Genomic DNA, 22,353 nt, shown 5'->3' with positions numbered 1-22,353 from the left:
GGAGCTTGTCGGCGCTCCTGTCGATCGCGGCAAGCATCATCCAGCCAAAGCGGCCGGAGGCTGCAGGCACGCGCGTTGCGGCCAGACAACGCAAAGGCCGCACCGGGTCCGGTGCGGCCTTTTTGTTCAGACTGCCGTGCAAGCGACAGATCAGAGCGTCGGGCTCCAGGGCATCGGCACTTCGCGATAGCCGGTCGCAGTTTTCTCGACATGGGCCACGGCCGGGAACGGATAATGGAATCCCTGCACCATCATTCTTTCAGCCGCCAGCATGTCGTAGACTTTGCGGCGCGTGCCTTCCGCCATGTCGGGAATCTGATCGAACATCAGATGCCAGCCGGGATTGCGCGCGAACAGGAACGGCACATTGGTGACATCGGCCTGCGCGAAGACGGACTTTCCGCCCGACGAGATCACATGCGAGGTGTGGCCGGGCGTGTGGCCATGCGTCGCGACCGCGTTGATGCCGGGCACCACTTCCTTGCCGGCCTCATAGGGCTTCACGCGCTTGGCGACTTCGGCATTGCCGAACACGCGGCGCTGATTCTTGAACACGCCGACCATGCGCTCGTTGGTCTGCTTGTTCATTTCGGCATCGTCCATGAAATATTTGTGCTCGGCGGCCGGCACCAAAATTTCCGCATTCGGGAAGGCCAGCGAGCCGTCGGCTTTCAGCAATCCGTTGATGTGGTCGCCGTGATAATGCGAGATGATGACGGTCGCGACATCCTTGGCGTCGATCCCGGAGGCGGCGAGATTGCGATGGAACTGGCCGGCCGAGCCTTTGCTGTTGGTGAAATTCGCTTCGCCGGTGCCGGTGTCGATGACCGTATACTTGCCGCCGTTCTTGACGACGATCGGCGTATAAGGGATCGCCATCATATCCTTGTCCATGAATGCGGCTTCCAACGCCTTGTTCACGTCCTCGCGTTTCTTATTGGACACGAAGGCATCGGGAAATTTGAAGCGCGAGACGCCGTCGGTCACCGCCGTCACCTCGATGTCGCCGACCTTGTAGCGATACCAGCTCGCGACCTGCTGGCCGGCGGCGCCCTGCGCCCTCGCCGGCTGCGCAGAAATCAGCGGACCCATCGCACCGGCGGCTGCCGTTGCAGCAGTCGCCGTCAGCAAAGTGCGGCGTGTCAATTCACTCATCTAAATCCTCCCTCAAAGAGCGGCCGAAACGTTGGCGTCCGGCAATACCACCATGTGAGAACTGTATCGCCAGTCGGTACGATCATGACGGCGATTTCAACGAAACACCGTACGGTCAGATTTATTCCCCCAGCAAAAGGCGGGCCGGCCGGAAATATTCAGAACCGGATGGCCGGGCCATAATGGCGCAAGATATCCGCTGCCGATAGACTGCTGGTCGCCGGCGGCGATCCATGCGTGCCGCGGCGCTGACAATCATCACATTCACTCAATCAACCTGGGAGGATTTGATGCGTCCATTCACGACATTTGCGTCTTTCATTCTGGCCGCTGTCTTGTCCGCGACGGCCGCCCCTGCACAGGTGCCGGATCAGATGCCCTTTGACGTTCCCTATGGCACCTCGATCACCGCCGACCGCGCGGCGCAGGTTGTCGCCGCTGCCGTCGCCGAGGGGAAGAAATCGCCGCGCAACTGGAAGCTGGCGATCGCCGTGGTCGATACCAACGGCGACCTCGTTTATTTCCACAGAATGGAGCAGACGCAGATCGCTTCTGTCGCGATCTCGCAAGGCAAGGCGCGGACCGCGGCGCGCTTCCGCCGGCCGACCGAGGCCTTGTTCAACGCCATGCAGAACCCGGCCGGCGCCTATATTCCGACCCTCGACCCCACCATCGTTGCCTCGCCCGGCGGTGTTCCGCTGATCGAAGGCGGCAAGGTGATTGGCGCCATTGGCTGCAGCGGCGGCACCGGCGCGCAGGACAACGTCGCCTGCAAGGCCGGCGCCGATACGCTCAAATAGACGTCACGATTAAACAGACATTGCGAACCGAGGCTCCGTTGCCCGCCACGGCGGAGCCTCGCCGCCGCTCCGGACTCAGGTGACGCCCGGCATATTCGTGAAATAGTGATCGATGTAATTGGTCTTCAGATAGCGATAGCCGAGCCGCGCGAACAGCGATTTCAATTCCTCGAACCGGTCTGAATAAAGCTCGACCTGCAGATAGCATTGATTGTCGCGCAAGGTGCGCTCCATGCCGGCCAGCGCATGGAATTCCGAGCCTTCGACATCCATCTTCACAAGGATGGTCTTGCCCGCGATCTTGAATTCATCGTCGAAGCGGATCTGTTTCACGATATGGGTCGCAACGCCGGGCGCTTCTTCCGGCGGCTGATCAGGATGCACGATCCAGGATTCGCCGCGGTTGTGGGCGCCTGCCTCCATCAGGGTCATCTCGCCGGCCGTGCTGCCGACTGCAACCTGCATCACCCGCACGGTCGAGAGGAGGTCGTTCGCTTGCAGATTGGCGATCAGCCGCGCATGATTGCCGGGATCGGGTTCAAAGGCGATAATGTCGCCGCCTAGATGATGCGTCGCGAACAGCACGCTGTAGACGCCGGCATTGGCGCCGATGTCGAGAAAATAGTCGACGTGGTGCGCGCGGCAGATGGCGGCGAAATCCTCGAGCTGCTCGCCTTCCCAGACGCCCTTGAGCGCGAGTTCACGGTCGATGAAATCGATGGTGTTGACAACAAAGCGCGCGCCCTTCGCCCGCGTCGTGAAGGATTTGACACCGAGCGCGCGCATGAGGCTGACATAGGCCCGGCGCCAACGCTGCTCCAACGCGCCGACCGGTTGACGAAAATTCGGGACGCGTGGCTCGCTCACGTCAGGTGAACCATTTCCAGATGTCGAAACCGAAATCGCCGAATTTCAGCAGCACGAAAGCCCAGACAAAAGCCGAGGTGACGTTGGCGATCTGGAAATGCCAATACTCCATTTCCAGGATACCGGCGATCAGCGGCACGGCGGCGCGCAACGGGCCGAAGAAGCGGCCGATGAAGATGCCGGGGACGCCCCATTTCTCCACGAAGGCGTGGCCGCGCGGCAGCAGGTCCGGATGCTTGGTCAGCGGCCACATATGCGCGACCCGGTCCTTGAACTTGAAGCCGATCCAGTAGGACAGCCAGTCGCCGGCGGCCGCCCCCAACGCCGCCGCCGCCCAGATCGGCCAGAACGGGATGCCCGAGGCGTTGATCAGCGCGCCGATCGCCACCAGCATGGCCCAGGCCGGCAGAAACAGCGAGATGAAGGCCAGCGACTCGCCGAAGGCCAGAACGAAGACGATCGGCAGCGCCCACATGTGATTGTGGCGCACGAAGTCCATGACGATCTGGGTGTAGTCCTGAAACATGGAAAAGGCGGGCCCGGCGGGGCCACAGGTCTAGCCCGGCGGCGCGCGCCGCGCCAGTGTTCAACTGCCTGATTCATCAGCCTGTCCTTGAACGCCCATTCATGCTTTTGCCATCTTGATTTGTGCCCAGCATGGCATAGTTCGGCACATCCGATTCGAGCCCCTGGTTTCACACCTGTCCTGCGATCCTCATGGCCAAAAAGACCAAGAAGCCCTCACCCGCCAAGAAAACGCCTCCCAAAGCGCCGACCAAGACCGTCAAATCGGCCGCCAAAGCCGAGAAAAAGACGGCCGACCTGTTTGACATGCCGGCGCGCGGCAAACCGGTGCGCGGCGCAAAGGCTTCGGCCCGCCCGACCGGCGAAGGCTATACCGCGCATGACATCGAGGTGCTGGAAGGACTGGAGCCGGTGCGCCGCCGGCCCGGCATGTATATCGGCGGCACCGACGAGAAGGCGCTGCATCATCTGTTCGCCGAAGTCATCGACAATGCGATGGACGAGGCGCTGGCCGGCCATGCCAGCTTCATCGAGGTGCATCTCGGCACCGACGGATATCTGAGCGTGACCGACAACGGGCGCGGCATTCCGGTCGATCCGCATCCCAAATTCCCGAGAAAATCCGCGCTCGAAATCATCATGTGCACGCTGCATGCGGGCGGCAAATTCGACTCCAAGGTGTACGAGACTTCGGGCGGTCTGCACGGTGTCGGCGTGTCGGTGGTGAATGCGCTGTCGGAAAAGCTGGAAGTCGAAGTCGCGCGCGGGGAGCAGCTTTACAAAATGACGTTCCAGCGCGGCAAACCGAAAGGCGGGCTGGAAAAGCTCGGGCGCGTTCCGAACCGGCGCGGCACACAGGTGCGTTTCAAGCCGGACCCGCAGATTTTCGGCGAGAAGGCGCATTTCGATCCGGCGCGCCTGTTCCGCATGACGCGCGCGAAAGCGTACCTCTTCGGCGGCGTGGAAATCCGGTGGAGCTGCGATGCTTCCCTGATCAAGCCGGGCAGCGACGTGCCGGCGGAAGCGACGCTGCATTTCCCCGGCGGGCTGAAGGATTATCTCGCCGCCAGCATCAACGGCGCGACCCTGGTGCATCCCGATATCTTTTTCGGGCGTTCGGAAAAGAAGGGCGGGCATGGTTCGGCGGAATGGGCGGTGGCCTTTGTCGCCGACGTCGATCCGTTCTCCTCCTCCTATTGCAACACCATCCCGACGCATGACGGTGGCACGCACGAAAGCGGCCTGCGGACGGCCCTGTTCAAGGGACTGCGTGATCACGCCGCGCGTGTCGGCCAGGAGAAGCGCGCCGCGATCGTCACCAGCGACGACGTGATGTCGGGCGCAGCCTCGATGATCTCGGTCTTCATCCGCGAGCCGGAATTCCAGGGCCAGACCAAGGACCGCCTCGCCTCGCCGGAAGCCGCGCGCGTCGTCGAACAGGCAGTGAAAGACCCCTTCGATCACTGGCTTGCCGGCAATCCGCTGCAGGCCAACAAGCTGCTCGATTTCGTGATCGAGCGCGCGGAAGAGCGGCTGCGCCGCAAGCAGGAGAAGGAAGTCTCGCGCAAGACCGCCTCGCGCAAGCTGCGCCTGCCCGGCAAGCTCGCCGATTGTTCAAACACGGCGGCGCAGGGTTCGGAAATTTTCATCGTCGAGGGCGACAGCGCCGGCGGCTCGGCGAAACAGGCGCGCGACCGCAAATTGCAAGCGATCCTTCCGCTGCGCGGCAAAATCCTCAACGTCGCCTCCGCCGGCAAAGACAAGCTGGCGCAGAACCAGCAACTCGCCGATCTGATCCAGGCGCTGGGCTGCGGCGCCGGCACGCATTACAGCGACAGCGGCCTGCGCTACGACAAGGTCATCATCATGACCGACGCAGATGTCGACGGCGCCCATATCGCCTCACTGCTCATCACCTTCTTCTACCGGCAGATGCCGCGGCTGATCGAGAACGGGCATCTCTATCTCGCCGTGCCCCCGCTCTATCGTCTCAGCCATGGCGGCAAGACGTTCTATGCGCGCGACGACAAGCACAAAGAGATTCTGCTGAAGAAGGAATTTCACGCCAACGCCAAGGTCGAGGTCGGACGCTTCAAGGGCCTCGGCGAAATGCTGCCCAGCCAGCTGAAGGAAACGACCATGGATCCGGCGAAACGCACATTGCTGCGGGTCGTCCTGGTCGACACCGAGCGCGCGAAAACATCGAAATCGGTGGATCACCTCATGGGTACGAAGCCCGAGGCGCGCTTCGCCTTCATCCAGGAACGCGCAGAATTCGCGTCGGATGAAATGCTGGATGTGTGAGGCCTGCGCAGCCGACTTGCGAAGTTCAAGAATACCGATCTCGAGCAAACACGAGATCGGCGCGTGAGCACCTCGGGGTGACGGAGACAAATCGGGGCAAGCCTCCCTCTATTGCCCGAATTTCAAATTCCCCTCCTTCACCACCGACCTCCACATCCTGATCTCCGCATCGATGTGACGCGCGAAAGCCTCCGGCGGCATGCCCGATGCGGCGGTGGCGAGGGCCGCGAGTTTTTCCTTCACGTCGGTGTTGAGCAATACCTCGCGCACTTCTCTTGCAAGCTTGTCGACAATCGGCTTCGGCGTGCCGGCCGGGACGAAGAGGCCGCTCCAGAGTGCGACATCCATGCCCTTCACGCCGGCCTCCGTCATGGTCGGCACGTTCGGCAGGGCTGGCGACCGCGACGACCCCGTCACCGCCAGCGCGCGCAGCTTGCCCCCCTGCACTTGCGGCACCGCCGGCGGCGGATCGACGATCGTCATCATGGCGTTGCCGGAGATGATGTTGAGGATCGATTCGCCACTGCTCTTGAAGGGAATAGCGGTCCCCTGCGCGCCGGTGCGCAGCTTGAACAACTCGATCGGCAGCGTGAAGGCGGGCGAGGAGCTTGCGTAATTTGACTTGTCCGGATTCGCCTTGGTCCAGGCGACGAGTTCGGCGACGGTCTTGGCAGGATGATCGGCCTTAACGACGAGGAATAGCGCATAGTCGCCGATCATGGTCACCGGGATGAAGCTTTTCAGGGTGTCGTAGCCGGTCTTGTAGATCACCGGCCCGATGGCCATGGCCCCGCTGGCGCCGATCAGGACCGTGTAGCCGTCCGCCGGCTCGCGCGCGACGAATTCCGCCGCAGTCCGTCCGCCCGCCCCCGGCCGATTCTCGATGACGACGGTCCAGCCCAGCTTTTCCTGTAGCTTGTTACCAATCAGACGGGCAAAAATGTCGTTGCCGCCGCCGGCAGCGAAGCCGACAACCAGACGGATCGGCTTGGTTGGATAGTCGCTCTGCGCCTGAGCGGATTGCAGACCCAAGCCTGTGGACATCAACACAAATAGCGTTACGCCCCGCACAAGGCGGGCAAGCCCGATTCCACCCATCGTTTCCTCCAAGCGGGCGCATTGCATGCGGCCTGGAGTCGCCGCCGGCGCCCTTAGCCCAGGAGAATAAGGGGTCAGCGGAAGAAGACGGAAGCAAAATTATCCGGCCGGACTGGTCAATCGCTGGGAAGGCCCGTGTAATTTTCCGCCAGCGCGGTCGCCGCCGTCGATGTCCAAAATTTAATGTCGATCCGTGCGGTATTGGCGACGTGCGGGGCGAACCGCTGCCTCGCCGCACGCGTTTATGAGAACCAACACGATAATGTCGCGCTGTTTGACAGCGACCGTCAGGAGAAACACCCATGGCCAGTGATTCATCGTCGGCGGCCTTGGCCGTCCGGGCAATATCAACGGCAATCGCGCTGTAAATCGCGGCCTGCACGTTCTTGAGCATCGTTGCGACGGCGATGATGAGCGACCATACCAGCCCGGAGAGTGCCAAGGCCAAAACCAGATATAGGGAGGCTGTCATGCTCAAATGGCGCAGAGAGGCGATTTTTGACACCTACAATTTGGCACTTGGCCTGTTCCTGTTCCTGTCGCCGTGGCTGTTCGCCTTCAGCTACGAGCCTGCCCGCCTGGAGAGCTGGGCAAGCGGATTTCTTCTGGTGGCCGTGGCCATTGCCGCGATCATGGTCTTTTCCGAGTGGGAGGAATGGATCACCCTGTTCCTCGGGCTGTGGCTGATCGCGGCGCCTTGGCTGCTCGGCTTTCCGCAGGCGGCGTCGATGAAGATCAGTATCGGCGTCGGCATCGTCGTTGCCTATCTTGCCCTGCTTGAACTCTGGTTGATCCATTACGGATCCCTAGACGACGTGCGTCCGGGATAGCCGCCTCAATCAATTGGCAGCCCCGCGTAATTCTCCGCCAGCGCGGTCGCCGCCGCCGTCGACGTGGCGACATAGTCCAGCTCCGCCAGTTGCCGGCGGTGATCGAAAGGCAGTTCGTCCGGGAAGCGGTGGAATATCTGCGTCATCCACCAGGAGAATCGCTGGGCTTTCCAGATCCGCCCGAGGCAGGTCGCAGAATAGCTGTCGAGCTTTTCGGTCCGGCCCGACTTGTAGAACTCGTCGATCGCGCGCGCGAGGACGCGCACGTCGGCGAGCGCCAGATTCATTCCCTTGGCGCCGGTCGGCGGCACGATGTGGGCAGCATCTCCTGCGAGGAACAACCGCCCATGCTGCATCGGCTCGCAGACAAAAGAGCGCATCGGCGTGATGCTCTTCTGCAGCATCCGACCTTCCTGCAACGGGCAGGTGCCACCGAGACGGACATGCAGTTCTTCCCAGATGCGGCTGTCCGGCCAATTCTTGATGTCTTCGTTATGGTCGACCTGGAGGTAGAGGCGCGCCAATGTCGGCGAGCGCATGGTGTAAAGCGCGAAGCCGTTGTCGTGATAGGAGTAAATCAGTTCGTCCTTCGGCGGCGGGGATTCGGACAGAATGCCGAGCCAGCCGAACGGATATTCGCGCTCATAGACGCGAAGCAATTCTGCCGGGAATGACGGCCGGCATATGCCGTGAAAACCGTCGCAACCGCCAATGAAATCGCAGGCGATGTCCTTCTGTTGTCCCTCATGGGTGAAGCTGATTCTCGGCGATTTGCTCTCGACGTCGTGCACCGAGACGTTGTCAACCTCGAACAGGATCTGGCCGCCATCGGCGAGCCGCCGCTCCACCAGGTCCTTCACCACTTCCTGCTGGCCGTAGATGGTGATGCCCTTGCCGACGAGCTTGCGGAAATTGATGCGGTGCAGCTCGCCATTGAAGCAGAGATAGTTGCCGTCGTGGAACATCCCCTCGCGCTGCATGCGCGCGCCGACCCCGGTCTCCACCAGCATGTCGGTCGCCCATTGCTCGATCAGGCCGGCGCGGATGCGGTTTTCGATATAATCGCGGCTGCGGTTCTCGATGATGATCGAGTCAATGCCGGCAAGATGCAACAGATGCGAGAGCATCAGGCCCGCCGGGCCTGCGCCGATAATGCCCACCTGGGTCCGCATTATTTCCTCCTGGTCCCATTGTTGTTTTGTATCCCCTACAAGGCGCCTGTCGGCCGGAAAAGGGACGATTGCCGGATCGAATAGGATTTTTCCGGAAGTCCGGCCGGCCCTGTTAGATGCGCCTCATTGAATATGGGCATTCGCCGAAACCCGCGACAAGGACGACGCACCGGCCACGCGCGCAATCATCGAACGCCGGGTCGGAAGCCTCGCATGGTCACCGACCCAAGCAGCCAAACTGGCAAGACTTCGCCGCACTCGGCGCCGGCATCCGCGCGATTTTGCGGTTGTCCTGGCCGCTTGCGAAATGACCGAGAACGGCATCACGACAACGCGCGGCATCGAAACGATACTGCTGCTGGTCAAGGATGAAGGGCGCTGGCAGTCATGGCGCGGGCCTGGGGACGGAAAGCGCGGGAAATAGCATTCCCACGACCCTGCTTGCCGAAAGCCACCAGCGGCGCAGACTGAGGTCTATGCCTGACGAGGTCAGTTCAGCACAGCTTCCTGCACCGGCGCGCCGTGGGTGTGCGGTATCTTGTCGGCATATGCTTTCACGAAATCCGACATCGGCGCATTGTGACCTGCCGGCGGATCAAGCGCGTGATCGGAGTAGGACTTGATCGCAGGATCGGAAAGGACCTGCTTCATCATTGTGCGATAGCGCCGCACCAGCTTGATCCAGCGGAACGCGACCTTGCCAAAATCATAGACGCGCCAGGGATAGAAGATCAGCGGATTGACCACTGGCATCCCGTAGCGTCGCTGGGTGCGGATTTTTCGGCGGACAAACCCGAATTGCAGCGGGTGCACGCCTTCGATACGCGACGCGCCCGAAAACAGCGTGATCGCGTCCAGCACCTTGGTCTTGTTCAAACCGGTAACAGCGGCGCGCTTCATGATCGTCTCGACATGATCGTCGCTGTAATAGCGCGTCCAGGCGCTGCGATAGACATTCTCCCAAGTCTCTTTCGACATGGTGGCATGCGCCGTGCAAGCATGTTCAAGATCATACTTGTTCATGTCCGGATCCATCGGAATGCCGTTCATGAGCAGGGTCTTATGGTCTTCCGAACCCGGCAGCGGGGTGAGATAAAAGAATTCCAGGATATCGACCGGCAATTCCTTCTTGATGATCTCAATATCGCGCGCGATCGACTCGGGCGTGTCGGTCGGAAAGCCGAGAATATAGCCGGCAAAGGTCATCACCTTGGCCTTGCGCCAGGCGTGAAACATCTCCTGATATTCCCAGATCTTGTTCTGGCGTTTCTTCGCGCCCATCAGGGATTCAGGGTTGATATTTTCAAGTCCAACAAAGACCGCGGTGCAGCCCGCGCGCGCCGCCTTTTCAATGAATCCCGGAATACGGTGGCAAAGCGTATCAACCTGCAGCAGCAGCCTGATCTTGAAGTTTTCCTTTTCACGCAACTCGATCAGGCGATCGAGTATCGCTTCCCAGTTCTTGTTGCGGGCATAATTGTCGTCGGTGATGAAGAAGCGCGTGATGTTCTGCTTCGCATTGGCGCGGACAATGCCTTCCACATCATCGGCCGTACGGTAGCGCGACTTGCGCCCCTGCACATTGATGATGGTGCAGAAGCTGCACTGGAACGGGCAGCCGCGCCCGGCATCGAAGCTCGCATAGTGACCGGCGACACGCGTCACCACCTTGCGTGGCAACATCGGAAATGTCGCCGCGGTCATGTCTGGCATGTCTTTCAGGTAATTGTAGACCGGCTTTGCAGTGCCTGCAGCCATTTCCCGCAGCAGGCCCTCCATACGGCCCTCGCTCTCGCCTGCATAGAGGATGACACCGAGATCCCGCGCCTCCTTCAGATCAGGCGGCAATTCCGGAAGCATCGAGATACAGCCGCTGACATGGAAGCCGCCGATCACAACCGGAATATCGGCGGCGCGGAACTGCCGCGCGAGATCGAGCGCACGCGGAAACTGATTGGACTGCACGCCGACGAGCCCGACGAAACCGGCACCGGCGGTGCTGATCGCGCGGATTGTGCGCTTAACGTCGATGACGGTGTTGCATTCGTCATAGGCCTCGATCTCGATGTCGACATCGGGGCCGAGCACCTTCGCCTGCGCGCATTCGTCAAGCAACCCGTAGACGCTGGCAAGGCTGTTCGACGGAATCGTCGAACGCCACCATTGGATGACATAGCCGTCAGCATCGTAATGCGACGGCTTGATCAAAATGATCGGGAACCTGCGAATGGCGGGTTGGGCCTGCTTGGTCATCTCGCCTTGGCCCCCAGGACGCAAGCGTGCGATCTCCGCCATGAAGGCATGTCATATTGTTTCGCTGCTTCGCGCAAGCCCTATCAATCCCGGCAGCGGTATCGGAGTGGCGTGCCGTCTCGCCCTGCGAGATCGCGCCCCTCAGTTCCTGCGGGTATCCGCACGAAATGTCTTTGTTTCCGACACCGAGCCGTCCCTATAGGTCAGCTCGACCGACATGAATTTGGTCGCCGCCGGCAGCTTCAGATAGGTCTGCGCATTGTGCGGAATCGCCACCGGATCGCGCATGTCGCAGGGCGGCAGTGCGATCTTGCGGTCGGGCACGGTGGAATCGATACCGACCTTCACCTCGCGGATGGCGCAGCGGTAAGACGCAAGATGCGTCCAATAGACCAGCAGGCCATTGTATTCGCGGAACGACAGCCAGGAACCGCTGGTCATTTCCAGGATCTGCCGCTGGCTCCTTTCCAGCGCCTCCACCGGATTGAACTTCACAGGCAGCGGCTCGCTCCAGTTGCCGCGCAGATCGGCCGATCGGACGTAAATGGTGCCCTCCGGCGTGTCGGCATCGAGCTGGATCGACGGATTGGGCATGCGCTTGCGGGTGCGCGGGTCGAGCGTGTCGAGGAAGCCGGTTTCCTTGAAATTGCCGCTCTCGCCCATGCGCCAGGAAATCGCGGTGACCGGATCGGCGAAGGACAGCGTCACCGACCAGCCGCCATTGTGGCGCATGAAATTCGCGATCGGCGCATTGAGATCATCGGGATGCGTGGTGATGCGCTCGCGCGGACCGAGGGGCTGCGCCGGCAAAGAAGCGATCTGCGGCAGCACCTCGATCTGGCGCTTGGGATCGAGTGTCCCGTTCAGCACCACGTCGCCGACGATCTGGTCGTAATAGGCGGGAGTCTGATCGTGTCGCCACTTCGCTGCGAGCAATTTTACTTCCGACTGCGTGCGCTTGGCGACCTGAACCAAGGTCAGGCCGGGCGTGCTGAGCTCCTTCACAAAATAGCGGGTGAAGACCGAATTCGGGTCCTTGTCGTCTTCCGAATAACGGTCGAGCGCGGCCTGTTTCGCGCCGGCGGAGAAGACCACGAACACGCCCTCGTTCGGTGTCATCGGCGCGAGACCGGCCGAACCGCGCACCGAACGCTTGCCCGGCCGCTCGAACGGATTATTGCGGCAGGCATCGAGCACGATGATCGAGGTGCGCACGCCGCGCGCCTGCAAACGTTCGATCACGCGCTGAGCTGCGAAAGACGCATCGCGGACAAGCTCCTCCTGCCCTTCCGTTGCCTCCGGCACGTCGACCGGCAACAGATAATTGTCGCCCTGGATTTCAAAGCCGTGGCCGGCAAAAAAGAAGAACGCGGTGTCGCCCTGCGCCAGCGCGCGGTCGAAGGAGAGCAAGGTTTCGCTCATCTGTCGGCGGGTCTGATTGTGCGCCTCGATCACCTGAAAGCCGAGGGCCTTGAGAGTCTCGCCCATCCTGCGGGCATCGTTGCCGGCTTTCTTCAGCGCGGGAATGTTCTTGTAATCATCGTTGCCGATGACCAGCGCCACCTTCTTCTGCGCATGAGCGGGCGCCGGGGCAAAAACCATGAGCGCGCCCGGAATCAGGGCGGCCAGCACCAGGGCCAGGCGTTGCGCAAACTGTCGCATCGGAAATCCCCCTGAAAAACCCGCTGAATCCGCGATCCCTGCCGGGCCCGTTGCAGATCCGCCCCAGACGATAGTCGCACGGGCCTGGGGATGAGTTCAAAGAGCCGTGGTGATAAGGCCCGCTACGCCTTGCGCGCCCGCAACTTCCAGAAAATCACCAGCAGCATGGTGGCGACGGCCATGCCGATCTTGGTTTCGTGGGTGTAGATGTCCTGGCGCGTTGCGAGGGCCATGACGCAGATCGCCAGAACGCAGGCGGTCACGACCAAGGCGGCGCGCCCGCGGAAGCCCGCCAGCGTCGTCAGAAACAGCACGACCAGAAACAGGACCGGAATGGTCAGCAGTTCGACGGTCGTCGGATCGGGTACGCGAATATACTCAACAAACGACATGCCGCGGTTTTACGGCGGGAGCGTTAGAGTGGGATTAACGCCGGCTCGAACCGTTTTCCAGCCCTGATCGGCCTCATGCCGAGAGTCTGACCCAAAATGCGGCCAATGAATCAGGCTTTTGCAGTGACGGGCTATGCCCGGCCATGACGAAAGAATCGCATTTCAAGCAGTTGGAGAAGGCCTGAGGAGGAGGCAGACCTACTTCACCCGCGTCGCCTGGAATTTCTCTTCCTTGCCGCCGGTCTTGGCAACGCCCTCCATGGTGTCGCCAGCAACCCTGCCGGAATATTCGGTGCCGCCGGCCTTGAACACAATCTGCTCGCCGTTGAGCCTGCCCTCGGTCACGGCGGTGGAATTGCTGCCGCTCTTCAGATTGCCCGACACCACCTGGAATTTCTGCTCCAGCGTCACCTCGCCCTGCGGCAGTTTCCAGCTGCCCGCAGCATTGGCCGGCACGATCCAGAGAAATGCGGTGCAATAGGAGCGGCAATCCTCGTTCACGCTTTCAGTCTGGTCGGCGGTCCAGTCGCCCATGCTGAACGAATTGGTGACAATGCGCGTGCCCGGCTTCATCTTCAGGATGTTCGGACGCAGTCGCAAATTCAGTTCCGGCAACAGGAACATGGTGACGACATCCGCCTTGGAGAAATCGCTTTCGAAAATGTCGGCCTGCGCAAATGTCGCTTTCGCGCTCACGCCTTCCTTCTCGGCATTGCGCTTCGACAACTCCACCATCTTCGGATTGTATTCGATGCCGTGCGCGGTGGCGCCGCGCTTCGCTGCGGTGATGACGGTGCGGCCATCGCCGGAGCCGAGATCGACCAGATAATCGGACGGCGTGAGCTTGGCCATGTCGAGCATCTTGTTGACCAGCGACTGCGCGGTCGGCACCCAGACCACATCCTTGCCTTCCTGGCCGACGGTCGGCTCATACTCGGAGAGTTGGGCGGTCCTGGGCTTGTCAGGCTGGGCAGCGGTCGCTGCTGCGCCATTGGCCAAACCCGGCGACGGGCTGAACGGATTCAGAACCAATGCCGCGGCCACAGCGGGAATAACCGCAGCACCTGCTAGCAACTTCAACGCCTTCATGCATTTCTCCAATCAACTGACTATGGTATTTTACGCAGGCGCTGCGTCAGGAGCGCGTCGCCTGCCATTTCGTTTCCTTGTCGCCGGTCTTCGCGGTCCCTTCGATCATATTGCCGCTCACCTTGCCGGTATATTGCGTGTTGCCGGCCGTGAAGGTGATCTGGTCGCCTGCCATCTTGCCGTTGATCACGATCGCCGAGACATTGCCGTTCTTCAGCGTGCCCGAGAGCATCTGAAATTCCTGTTTCAGAACTAGTTCGCCCTCGCCCACTTTCCAGGTGCCCTCCACTTTCGCCGGCACCAGCCAGAAATGCGCACGGCAATGCGAAGTGCAATTCTCAGTGATCGTCACCGTCTCGTCCGGCGTCCAGTCGCCCATGTCGAAGGTATTCGAAACAACGCGGGTGCCGGGCTTCATGTTGAGGATGGTCGGACGCAGCTTGAGATTGAGCGTTGACAACAGAAACATGGTGAGGACCGTCGCCTTGGAAAAATCGGTCTGGAAAATATCGCCCTGGACGAACGTCGCCTTGCCGCCGACACCCTCTTTTTCGGCGTTGGCCTTCGACAGCGCGACCATGTCGGGATTGTATTCAATGCCCATGGCGGTGGCGCCGCGCTTCGCCGCCGTGATGACGGTGCGGCCGTCGCCGGAGCCAAGATCGATCACGGAATCGGCCGGGGTCACCTTGGCCATGTCCAGCATCTTGTCGACCAAAGCCTGGGCGGTCGGCACCCAGATCACATCCTTGCCGGCCTGGCCGACTTCTGGCTTGAACTCCTTGGACGCCGATTGCGCCAGCGCACCGGACAGCGTGACTTGCACAGAGAATACAAGCGCAAGAGAGGAAATGGCGAGCGCGCGGGGAAGAGACGACTGCATACTTTTTCTCCCAAAAGGATCTGACGCGGATGGCACCCGGATTGTCATAAACACCGGAGAATGCCGACTATTTCAGGGCTGCGAAGGCATTCTGGAGGTCGATGATCAGGTCCTCAACATCCTCGATCCCGACCGAGAGGCGGATCAGGCCGTCGGTGATGCCCAGTTCCGCCCGCACGTCAGGCGGCACCGAGCCATGCGTCATGATGCCGGGATGCTCGATCAGGCTTTCGACCGCGCCCAGACTTTCGGCCAAAGCGAACACTTCGCAGCGCTCCAGAAAGGCGCGCGCGCCGGGAAGGTCCGTCTTCAATTCCGCCGTGATCATTCCGCCGAAGGCGCGCATCTGCGATTTGGCCAGTGTGTGCTGGGGATGGCTCGGCAGGCCGGGATAGATAACCTTGCCGACCTTGGGGTGCTTTTCGAGCCACTCGGCGATCTTCAGCGCCGACGCAGATTGCCGCTCCATGCGCAGCGCCAGTGTCTTGACGCCGCGCAAGGCCAGGAAGGAATCGAACGGCCCCTGAATCGCGCCGACCGCATTCTGCAAGAAGCCAAGACGTTCGCGCAGTTCGGCATTCTCGCCCGCCACCGCGATGCCGCCGACCATGTCGGAATGGCCATTGAGATATTTGGTCGTGGAATGCACCACGATGTCGAAGCCGAATTCCAGCGGCCGCTGCAGATAAGGACTCGCAAAGGTGTTGTCGGCGACGGTGATGATGTTGCGCTTGCGGGCCAGCTCGGCAATGGCACGAAGGTCCGCGAGCTTGAGCAGCGGATTGGTCGGCGTCTCCACCCAGATCATCCTGGTGTCGGGGCGGATCGCCTTTTCGATCGCCGAAAGATCGCTGAGGTCGGTGTAGCTGACCTGCAGGCCCGCCGAACGGTTTCGTACGCGCGTGAACAGACGGCGCGTGCCGCCATAGATATCGTCGGTCGCGACGACATGCGTGCCCTGATCGAGACATTCCAAAATCGTCGAGATCGCCGCGAGGCCCGACGCGAAGGCAAACCCCTTGCTGCCGCTTTCAAGATCAGCCACGCAACGCTCGAAGGCCATGCGCGTCGGATTTTGAGAGCGCGCATATTCGTACCCTTTGTGCACGCCCGGGCTCTGTTGCACAAAGGTGGAGGTCGCATAGATCGGCATCATCACCGCGCCGGTGGTCGGATCGGGTTCCTGTCCCGCATGAATGCAGCGCGTGGAAAACCCGGGACGATTGGGTTTGGTCATGGATGCTCCCTCTGCGTCATGCCCCGCACCCGGGTCCAGCCATGACGAAAATGAAATGTCTTCGAACTCATTGCATCGCTATCCGGAAATGATTGATGAGATCGATGCGGGTGACGAGACCGAGAAAGCGGCCGTCATCCATCACGATGGCGACGAAATCCTTCTTGAACAAAGGCACGAGATCGCGGATCGCCGCATCGGCGGCGATTGTTTCCAGCCGCGTCACCATCACCTCGCTGACCGGGCGGTCGAACGCCTGGCTCTCGCCCAAGGTCAGCAATGCCCCCAGAAGATCGCTTTCATCGACCAGGCCGACAATACTGTCGCCGTCCATGACCGGCATCTGCGACACGTCGGCTGCGCGCATGCGCGCAAACACCGTGCGCAAATTGTCCTGCGGCCGCACTTCCACAGCCCCGCCGCGGCTTCGCGGGGCAACGACAAGATCGCGCACCTTGCCGGTGCGCTCGGCACCGATAAAGCCTTCCTGCGCCAGATAGGTCTCATTGAATACTTTTGAGAGATATTTGGCGCCGGAATCGCAGACGAAAGTGACAACGCGTTTTGGCGTGGTCTGGGCCCGGCAATAGCGCAACGCCGCGGCCAGCAACGTGCCCGACGAGGAGCCGCCGAAAACCCCTTCCATGCGCAAGAGCTCGCGCGCAGCGGCGAAGCTCTCCGGGTCGGGAATTGAATGGGCGTCTTTGACCAGCGACAGATCGCAGTTCGGCGGCACGAAATCCTCGCCGATCCCCTCCACCGCCCAGCTTCCGGCCTCGGTCATCTGTCCTGTCTTGACGAGTGGCGCCAGCACCGAGCCGACCGGATCGGCCAGGATCATTTTGGTTTTTGGCGAATGCTGCTTCATGAAGCGACCGAGGCCCGTCAGCGTGCCACCGGAACCGACACCAACGACAATCGCGTCGATGTCGTTGTCCATCTGCTTCAGCAGTTCAGGCGCCGTCGTTGTTTCATGCGCCCGCGGATTGGCTGCATTTGCGAACTGGTTGATGTAGATCGCGCCTTTCGTGCGCTGCGTGATGTCGGCGGCGAGATCCTGATAATAATCCGGGTGACCCTTGCCGACATCAGAGCGGGTGAGAATGACCTCGGCACCCATCGCGCGCGCGTGCAAAATCTTTTCGCGCGACATCTTGTCGGGCACGACAAGAACCGTGCGATAGCCCTTCTGCGCACCGACGAAGGCGAGACCAAGTCCGGTATTGCCGGCGGTCGCTTCAACGATCATGCCGCCTGGCCGCAGACGCCCGTCAGCTTCCGCTGCCTCGATCATGGCGCGCGCCGGCCGGTCCTTGATCGAGCCGGACGGATTCTGGCTTTCGAGCTTGAGAAACAGGCGGCATGGACCGGTGTCGAGGCGAGTAACTTCGACAAGCGGCGTGGCGCCGATGAGATCGAGAATGGAGGTCATTCTGTTGGCTAACTTGCAACTCTCGGTCTAGCTCTGCATCCAATTGACCAGGGCGCGCGTCACGACGTCCGGCCGCTCCAGCGTCGACAGATGCCCGCAATCAGGCACCTTCACAAGGCGGCTGCCTGGAATAAGTGCGTTCATTTCCTCGGACAGCTCCGGCGGAGTTAATTGATCTCCGTCGCCCACGAGAATGAGCGTCGGGCACGCGATCTTCGACAGGCCCGGACGCGAATCTGGGCGCGCCATAATGGCGCGCTGCTGGCGCACGAAGGCATCGGCGCCGGTCTCCTCCGCCATCTGAACCACGACCCCCTTCAGCGCCTCGTCATGCTGGCGGTTCTTGTGCACCAGCATCGGCCATTGCAGGCCGGGAATTTCAGCGAACCGGTCGTGCGCGGCGATATCGATCTGACGCTTGCGGTTCTCGGTCTGCTGGGGCGTGTCGGCGCGCGGTCCGGTATCGAGCAAAGCCAGCTTCGCCACCCGCTCCGGCGCCGTCCGCTGGATCGCCATGGCGACATAGCCGCCCATGGACAGCCCGGCCAAGGCGAAACGCGGCGGCGCGTCGCGGAGGATGCGGCCGGCAATGGCCTCCATCGTCTCATCGCGGCGGTGGTCGGCGACCGTGACCGGCCCGAAGGCCCAAAGGGCCGGCATCTGCGCGGCGTAAAGCCGTGGCGAGCAATTCAGGCCGGGCACCAGCAGAATCGGCAAGGCTTCAGGCATCATGTCCTCCGCTACCCCAACCGGCGTCACAGCTCGTGAAAAGCCGCGTCGGCCGCGAAAAAGTTAAGCTATTTATTAACTTGCTGCACTGCGAAAGGATTGACTTTCGGCCGCCCGGCCCTATCTTCCCGGCACGGACCGACAGACAGGATTCGGTCGCCGCCTCCTCGCGCATGACAACGTCGTCGTTCCTTCATCCGGCGCGGCTATAGACCGGGCGGCACCGCTTAGAGGTTTTATGTCCTTCTCTCAACTCGGCTTGTCCGACAAGGTTTTATCCGCTGTCCAAGCGGCCGGTTATACGACACCCACACCCATTCAGAGCCAGGCCATTCCGCACGTTCTGGCGCGGCGTGATGTACTCGGCATCGCCCAGACCGGCACCGGCAAGACCGCGGCGTTCACGCTGCCGATGATCACCATGCTGGAGAGCGGCCGCGCGCGGGCGCGCATGCCGCGCACGCTGATTCTTGAGCCAACGCGCGAACTCGCCGCGCAGGTGCAGGAAAATTTCGAGAAATACGGCGCCGGCCAGAAGCTGAACGTCGCCTTGCTGATCGGCGGCGTATCCTTCGACGATCAGGATTCCAAGCTGACGCGCGGCGTTGATGTGCTGATCGCCACGCCGGGCCGCCTGCTCGATCACTTCGAACGCGGACGTCTGTTGCTCACCGGCGTTGAATTGCTGGTCATCGATGAAGCCGACCGCATGCTCGACATGGGCTTCATTCCCGATATCGAACGCATCTGCAAATTGGTGCCGTTCACCCGCCAGACGCTGTTCTTCACTGCGACGATGCCGCCGGAAATCCAGCGCATCACCGAGCAATTCCTGCACACGCCGGTGAAGGTCGAGGTGTCGCGTCCGGCGACGGCAGCCACCACCATCACCCAGCAGCTGGTGAAGACCGGGCGCGAACCGCACGAGAAGCGTGAGACCCTGCGCCGCCTGATCCGCGCGCAAGATCCCTTCAAGAACGCCATCATCTTCTGCAACCGCAAGCGCGAGGTCGCGCAGTTGCACCGTTCGCTAGTCAAGCACGGCTTCAACGCCGTCTGTCTGCACGGCGACATGGAGCAGTCCGCACGCATGGCGGCGCTCGACAAATTCCGCCAGGGCGAAGCGAAGCTGCTGGTCGCCTCCGACGTTGCCGCGCGCGGCCTCGATATTCCGGATGTGAGCCACGTCTTCAATTTCGACGTGCCTCACCACGCCGACGATTATGTCCACCGCATCGGCCGCACTGGTCGCGCCGGCAAGAGCGGCGTCGCAATCACCATCGTCGCCCCGGCCGACACGAAGTCGCTGGCGGCGATTGAGAAGCTGATTGGCCAGAGCATCGCCTGGACCGGCGACATGCCCTCGCCGAGCGAAGCAGAGGGCGACAGCCGCCCGCGCAAGTCTCGTGCGCGTCACCGCAACGGATCGCGACAGGAAAACCAAGACGAGACGCGCCAGGAAACACGCAAAGGCAGATCGCAAAAGCAGGCACCGGTCGCGCAGATCAGCGATGCACGCCGCAACAAGCCGGCTGCGAATGACAGCGCAGAGGCCGATATGTCGCATTTGCCGGCGTTTCTGCTGCGTCCGGTGGTGCGTTTGAAAGCCTGACAGGCGGCGAATTTTGATATTGCGCAATGAACCGGACATTTGGTTGCCCAATATTTTCCAGATCTTAACACCTCACTCTGCGACCGCGTTTACTCCGCCTTCATCCCTGCAAAATACCGTCCGCGCCATGCAAAATGAGGGCTGCCACGCGGAGCCACCCGGGGCGGCGCTTTGATTTTGGTAGAGCATTCGGGGGGGCGCTGAATGACCACACAAGGCGACGATCACGAACGCACAATGGCGTTTGCCGAAATCGCTTTGGGTCAGATCAAAGCCTTGCGCCAGCCGGCCACGCCTCGCAATTACGAAGTCTGGTACAATTACGCGACCGGCTACAATCCCTCGCTGAACGAACTGATCAACGAGACATTGGCGCGCAACGGCACGCTCTCGGAGCGCGACATCGAGGAGGTCTACAACACCTACCTCTCGCCCACCCGTCTTACCGAGCGCATCGACAAGGTCAGTTCGCGCGTCATGGACGAGATCGAACAGGTCATGTCGATGGTGGACAGCGCCGTCGGCAACGCGACGACGTATTCCGCAAACCTCGCCGGCGTCAGCCAGCAACTGGGATCGGCCGATCGCGACGGATTGCGCGCGATCGTCGAGGGACTGGTGCAGACGGCCAAGGACATGGAGCTTGCCAACAGCAAGCTGGAAGCGCGGCTGACCGCCTCGAAGCAGCAGATCAACCAGCTTCAGGAAAATCTCGAAGTCGTTCGCACCGAGAGCCTGACCGACCCGCTGACATCGCTGTCGAACCGAAAATTCTTCGATCAGGCCTTGGCGAATGCCATCGCGGAAGCGAACGCGCAGAACGAGACGCTGTCGCTGCTGATGACCGACATCGACCATTTCAAGACCTTCAACGACACCTTCGGCCATCTGACCGGCGACCAGGTGCTGCGCCTTGTCGCCTTGTCGGTGAAGCAGAATGTGCAGGGCCAGGATATCGCTGCGCGCTACGGCGGCGAGGAATTTGCAGTGATCCTGCCGAACACCACCCTGCGCGCCGGCGTGACGGTGGCGGACCATATCCGCCGCGCGGTCATGAGCAAGGAACTGATGAAACGCTCGACCGGCGAGCACCTTGGCCGCGTGACCATCTCCATCGGAGTTGCGGTCTCGCGACCTGGTGACACGGCGCAGTCCTTGCTCAGTCGCGCCGATGCCTGTCTCTATGCCGCCAAGCGCAACGGCCGCAACCGGGTGATCTGCGAAACCGATCCGGAACTCCTCGCCCCGGTCGCCATGCAGGTGGCTTAGTTCAAAGCCCGGATCAGAAGGTCCAGGTCGCAAACAGATAGCTAACCAGGGCGGATCCGAAGCCTGCGGCGCCGTTCGTCCGCAGCGCGAAATCCACCCATCCCAGTTCGCCGCCGGTCTGCAAATTCTCGACCGGCTTCCAGATCAGATTGGCCGCATAGCGGTCGATTCGGCGGTGGGCGCGAGGCGCGGCAATTCGATTTCGAGCGCGAGATGGCTCGCCATCACATTCAGCGGCGCGTTCTGGTGCGCGCTTTTGCACGCGCTCGACGGCCTGACGACGTCGCCTGAGCGCGGCGCGCCGCCGCAAGGGATGCCTGCGCCCAACGCCTCAATTCCTCCCGATCGTCATACAAGCGGTCCGGCATGCGGCGATAGGACAGCTCCACGCGTCTGTTCCTCGCGGCATAGGTGAAGGGGGGCAGGTCTTCCCGCTCGAAGTCGCGGGCATTCTCCGCGTCAACCTTCAGATAGATCATCTCGTCCGCGATCAGCGCGAACATGAGATCGTCGACAAAAATGCCCGCGCCGCCAAACATGCGGCGCACGGAAACCGGCCCAAAGGCGGAGAAGATGTCGCGGATGAACTCGCCGTCCACGGTTGGGCCAGCGCCGGCCTAATATACGCCAGCGCGATCCTCCTCAACCGGTGTCAGCTGCACGGACTCACCGCAGCCGCAGGCCGAGGTCTGATTCGGATTGTTGAACACGAACTGCGCGGACATCTTGTCGATCTTGTAGTCCATCTCGGTGCCGAGCAGGAACAGCACCGCCTTGGGATCGATCAGAATGCGGACGCCCTTGTCCTCGACCACCTCGTCGGTGGGATTGGCGGTCTCGGCATATTCCAGGGTGTAGGCCATGCCGGCGCAGCCGCCATTCTTCACACCGACCCGCACGCCCACGAAAGGCTTGTCAGCCTTGGCCATGATATCCTTGATCCGCTCGGCCGCGGCATCAGTCAGCCGCATCGCCTGAGGTCTTGGCCGCCCAGTTGCCATTCCCGTATTCTCCTCTCGCCGGATTCAAGGTCCGGCAACAGAT

At 61.5% G+C, this 22,353-nt stretch carries 21 protein-coding genes; 5 read left to right on the top strand and 16 right to left on the bottom strand.

Features of this window, described 5'->3' with window-relative positions:
- Positions 1–150: 150 nt before the first annotated feature.
- On the bottom strand, positions 151–1,155 hold the full coding sequence (locus tag RO009_15340) for an MBL fold metallo-hydrolase (GenBank protein ID MDT3686409.1): 1,005 nt from the start codon (positions 1,153–1,155) through the stop codon (positions 151–153).
- Positions 1,156–1,445: 290 nt separating this feature from the next.
- On the opposite strand from RO009_15340, the gene RO009_15335 reads away from it, so the two are divergent.
- Positions 1,446–1,955, top strand: a complete 510-nt coding sequence (locus RO009_15335) for a heme-binding protein (GenBank protein MDT3686408.1) — start codon at positions 1,446–1,448, stop codon at positions 1,953–1,955.
- 75 nt (positions 1,956–2,030) lie between these two features.
- On the opposite strand, the gene RO009_15330 is transcribed toward RO009_15335, so the two are convergent.
- Entirely contained in the window at positions 2,031–2,822 is a 792-nt protein-coding gene (locus RO009_15330) for an FkbM family methyltransferase (GenBank protein ID MDT3686407.1), read from the bottom strand.
- Between the two features lies 1 nt (position 2,823).
- Entirely contained in the window at positions 2,824–3,348 is a 525-nt protein-coding gene (locus RO009_15325; protein ID MDT3686406.1) for a DedA family protein, read from the bottom strand.
- Between the two features lie 305 nt (positions 3,349–3,653).
- Between RO009_15325 and parE the strand changes: the two genes are divergently transcribed.
- The gene (gene parE / locus RO009_15320) at positions 3,654–5,651 is read left to right on the top strand and encodes a DNA topoisomerase IV subunit B (GenBank protein MDT3686405.1); all 1,998 of its coding nucleotides are present in this window, start codon (positions 3,654–3,656) and stop codon (positions 5,649–5,651) included.
- Between the two features lie 108 nt (positions 5,652–5,759).
- Here parE and RO009_15315 read toward each other — a convergent pair whose 3' ends face one another.
- Positions 5,760–6,749, bottom strand: a complete 990-nt coding sequence (locus RO009_15315) for a tripartite tricarboxylate transporter substrate binding protein (GenBank protein MDT3686404.1) — start codon at positions 6,747–6,749, stop codon at positions 5,760–5,762.
- Between the two features lie 470 nt (positions 6,750–7,219).
- On the opposite strand from RO009_15315, the gene RO009_15310 reads away from it, so the two are divergent.
- Positions 7,220–7,579 carry an SPW repeat protein gene (locus tag RO009_15310; GenBank protein ID MDT3686403.1) on the top strand — a complete coding sequence of 120 codons (360 nt, stop codon included), beginning with the start codon at positions 7,220–7,222 and terminating at the stop codon, positions 7,577–7,579.
- A gap of 5 nt (positions 7,580–7,584) precedes the next feature.
- On the opposite strand, the gene pobA is transcribed toward RO009_15310, so the two are convergent.
- The 9 genes from pobA to RO009_15265 all read right to left on the bottom strand — a co-directional run bounded on the left by pobA (position 7,585) and on the right by RO009_15265 (position 18,428).
- The gene (gene pobA, locus RO009_15305) at positions 7,585–8,751 is read right to left on the bottom strand and encodes a 4-hydroxybenzoate 3-monooxygenase (protein MDT3686402.1); all 1,167 of its coding nucleotides are present in this window, start codon (positions 8,749–8,751) and stop codon (positions 7,585–7,587) included.
- Between the two features lie 489 nt (positions 8,752–9,240).
- Positions 9,241–11,004, bottom strand: a complete 1,764-nt coding sequence (locus RO009_15300) for a radical SAM protein (protein MDT3686401.1) — start codon at positions 11,002–11,004, stop codon at positions 9,241–9,243.
- A gap of 141 nt (positions 11,005–11,145) precedes the next feature.
- Complete coding sequence (locus tag RO009_15295; GenBank protein ID MDT3686400.1) at positions 11,146–12,666, bottom strand: caspase family protein; 1,521 nt, start codon at positions 12,664–12,666, stop codon at positions 11,146–11,148.
- A 122-nt stretch (positions 12,667–12,788) separates the two neighbouring features.
- The gene (locus RO009_15290; protein ID MDT3686399.1) at positions 12,789–13,058 is read right to left on the bottom strand and encodes a hypothetical protein; all 270 of its coding nucleotides are present in this window, start codon (positions 13,056–13,058) and stop codon (positions 12,789–12,791) included.
- 198 nt (positions 13,059–13,256) lie between these two features.
- Entirely contained in the window at positions 13,257–14,147 is an 891-nt protein-coding gene (locus RO009_15285; protein ID MDT3686398.1) for a methyltransferase domain-containing protein, read from the bottom strand.
- A 46-nt stretch (positions 14,148–14,193) separates the two neighbouring features.
- Positions 14,194–15,030, bottom strand: a complete 837-nt coding sequence (locus RO009_15280) for a class I SAM-dependent methyltransferase (GenBank protein MDT3686397.1) — start codon at positions 15,028–15,030, stop codon at positions 14,194–14,196.
- A 67-nt stretch (positions 15,031–15,097) separates the two neighbouring features.
- Complete coding sequence (locus RO009_15275) at positions 15,098–16,267, bottom strand: PLP-dependent aspartate aminotransferase family protein (protein MDT3686396.1); 1,170 nt, start codon at positions 16,265–16,267, stop codon at positions 15,098–15,100.
- Between the two features lie 67 nt (positions 16,268–16,334).
- Complete coding sequence (locus tag RO009_15270; protein ID MDT3686395.1) at positions 16,335–17,699, bottom strand: pyridoxal-phosphate dependent enzyme; 1,365 nt, start codon at positions 17,697–17,699, stop codon at positions 16,335–16,337.
- A gap of 27 nt (positions 17,700–17,726) precedes the next feature.
- On the bottom strand, positions 17,727–18,428 hold the full coding sequence (locus tag RO009_15265; protein MDT3686394.1) for an alpha/beta fold hydrolase: 702 nt from the start codon (positions 18,426–18,428) through the stop codon (positions 17,727–17,729).
- Positions 18,429–18,666: 238 nt separating this feature from the next.
- On the opposite strand from RO009_15265, the gene RO009_15260 reads away from it, so the two are divergent.
- Positions 18,667–20,040, top strand: coding sequence for a DEAD/DEAH box helicase (locus tag RO009_15260; protein ID MDT3686393.1), 1,374 nt, complete (start codon positions 18,667–18,669; stop codon positions 20,038–20,040).
- A 204-nt stretch (positions 20,041–20,244) separates the two neighbouring features.
- Entirely contained in the window at positions 20,245–21,309 is a 1,065-nt protein-coding gene (locus RO009_15255; protein MDT3686392.1) for a diguanylate cyclase, read from the top strand.
- A gap of 13 nt (positions 21,310–21,322) precedes the next feature.
- Here the strand turns inward: RO009_15255 and RO009_15250 are convergent, their stop codons facing one another.
- Genes RO009_15250 through RO009_15240 form a run of 3 tightly spaced genes read right to left on the bottom strand, consistent with a single transcriptional unit; the run spans position 21,323 to position 22,310 of the window.
- Complete coding sequence (locus RO009_15250; GenBank protein MDT3686391.1) at positions 21,323–21,571, bottom strand: hypothetical protein; 249 nt, start codon at positions 21,569–21,571, stop codon at positions 21,323–21,325.
- On the bottom strand, positions 21,540–21,908 hold the full coding sequence (locus RO009_15245) for a TfoX/Sxy family protein (GenBank protein MDT3686390.1): 369 nt from the start codon (positions 21,906–21,908) through the stop codon (positions 21,540–21,542). The genes RO009_15250 and RO009_15245 overlap by 32 nt, the downstream gene beginning before the upstream one ends.
- A gap of 18 nt (positions 21,909–21,926) precedes the next feature.
- The gene (locus tag RO009_15240; protein ID MDT3686389.1) at positions 21,927–22,310 is read right to left on the bottom strand and encodes an iron-sulfur cluster assembly accessory protein; all 384 of its coding nucleotides are present in this window, start codon (positions 22,308–22,310) and stop codon (positions 21,927–21,929) included.
- Between the last annotated feature and the right edge of the window lie 43 nt (positions 22,311–22,353).

Origin of the sequence: Pseudorhodoplanes sp. (genome assembly GCA_032027085.1) — a bacterium.
Lineage (GTDB): Bacteria > Pseudomonadota > Alphaproteobacteria > Rhizobiales > Xanthobacteraceae > Pseudorhodoplanes.
Note: the sequence above shows the minus strand (reverse complement) of the source record. Positions and strands in the feature narration are given on the sequence as shown.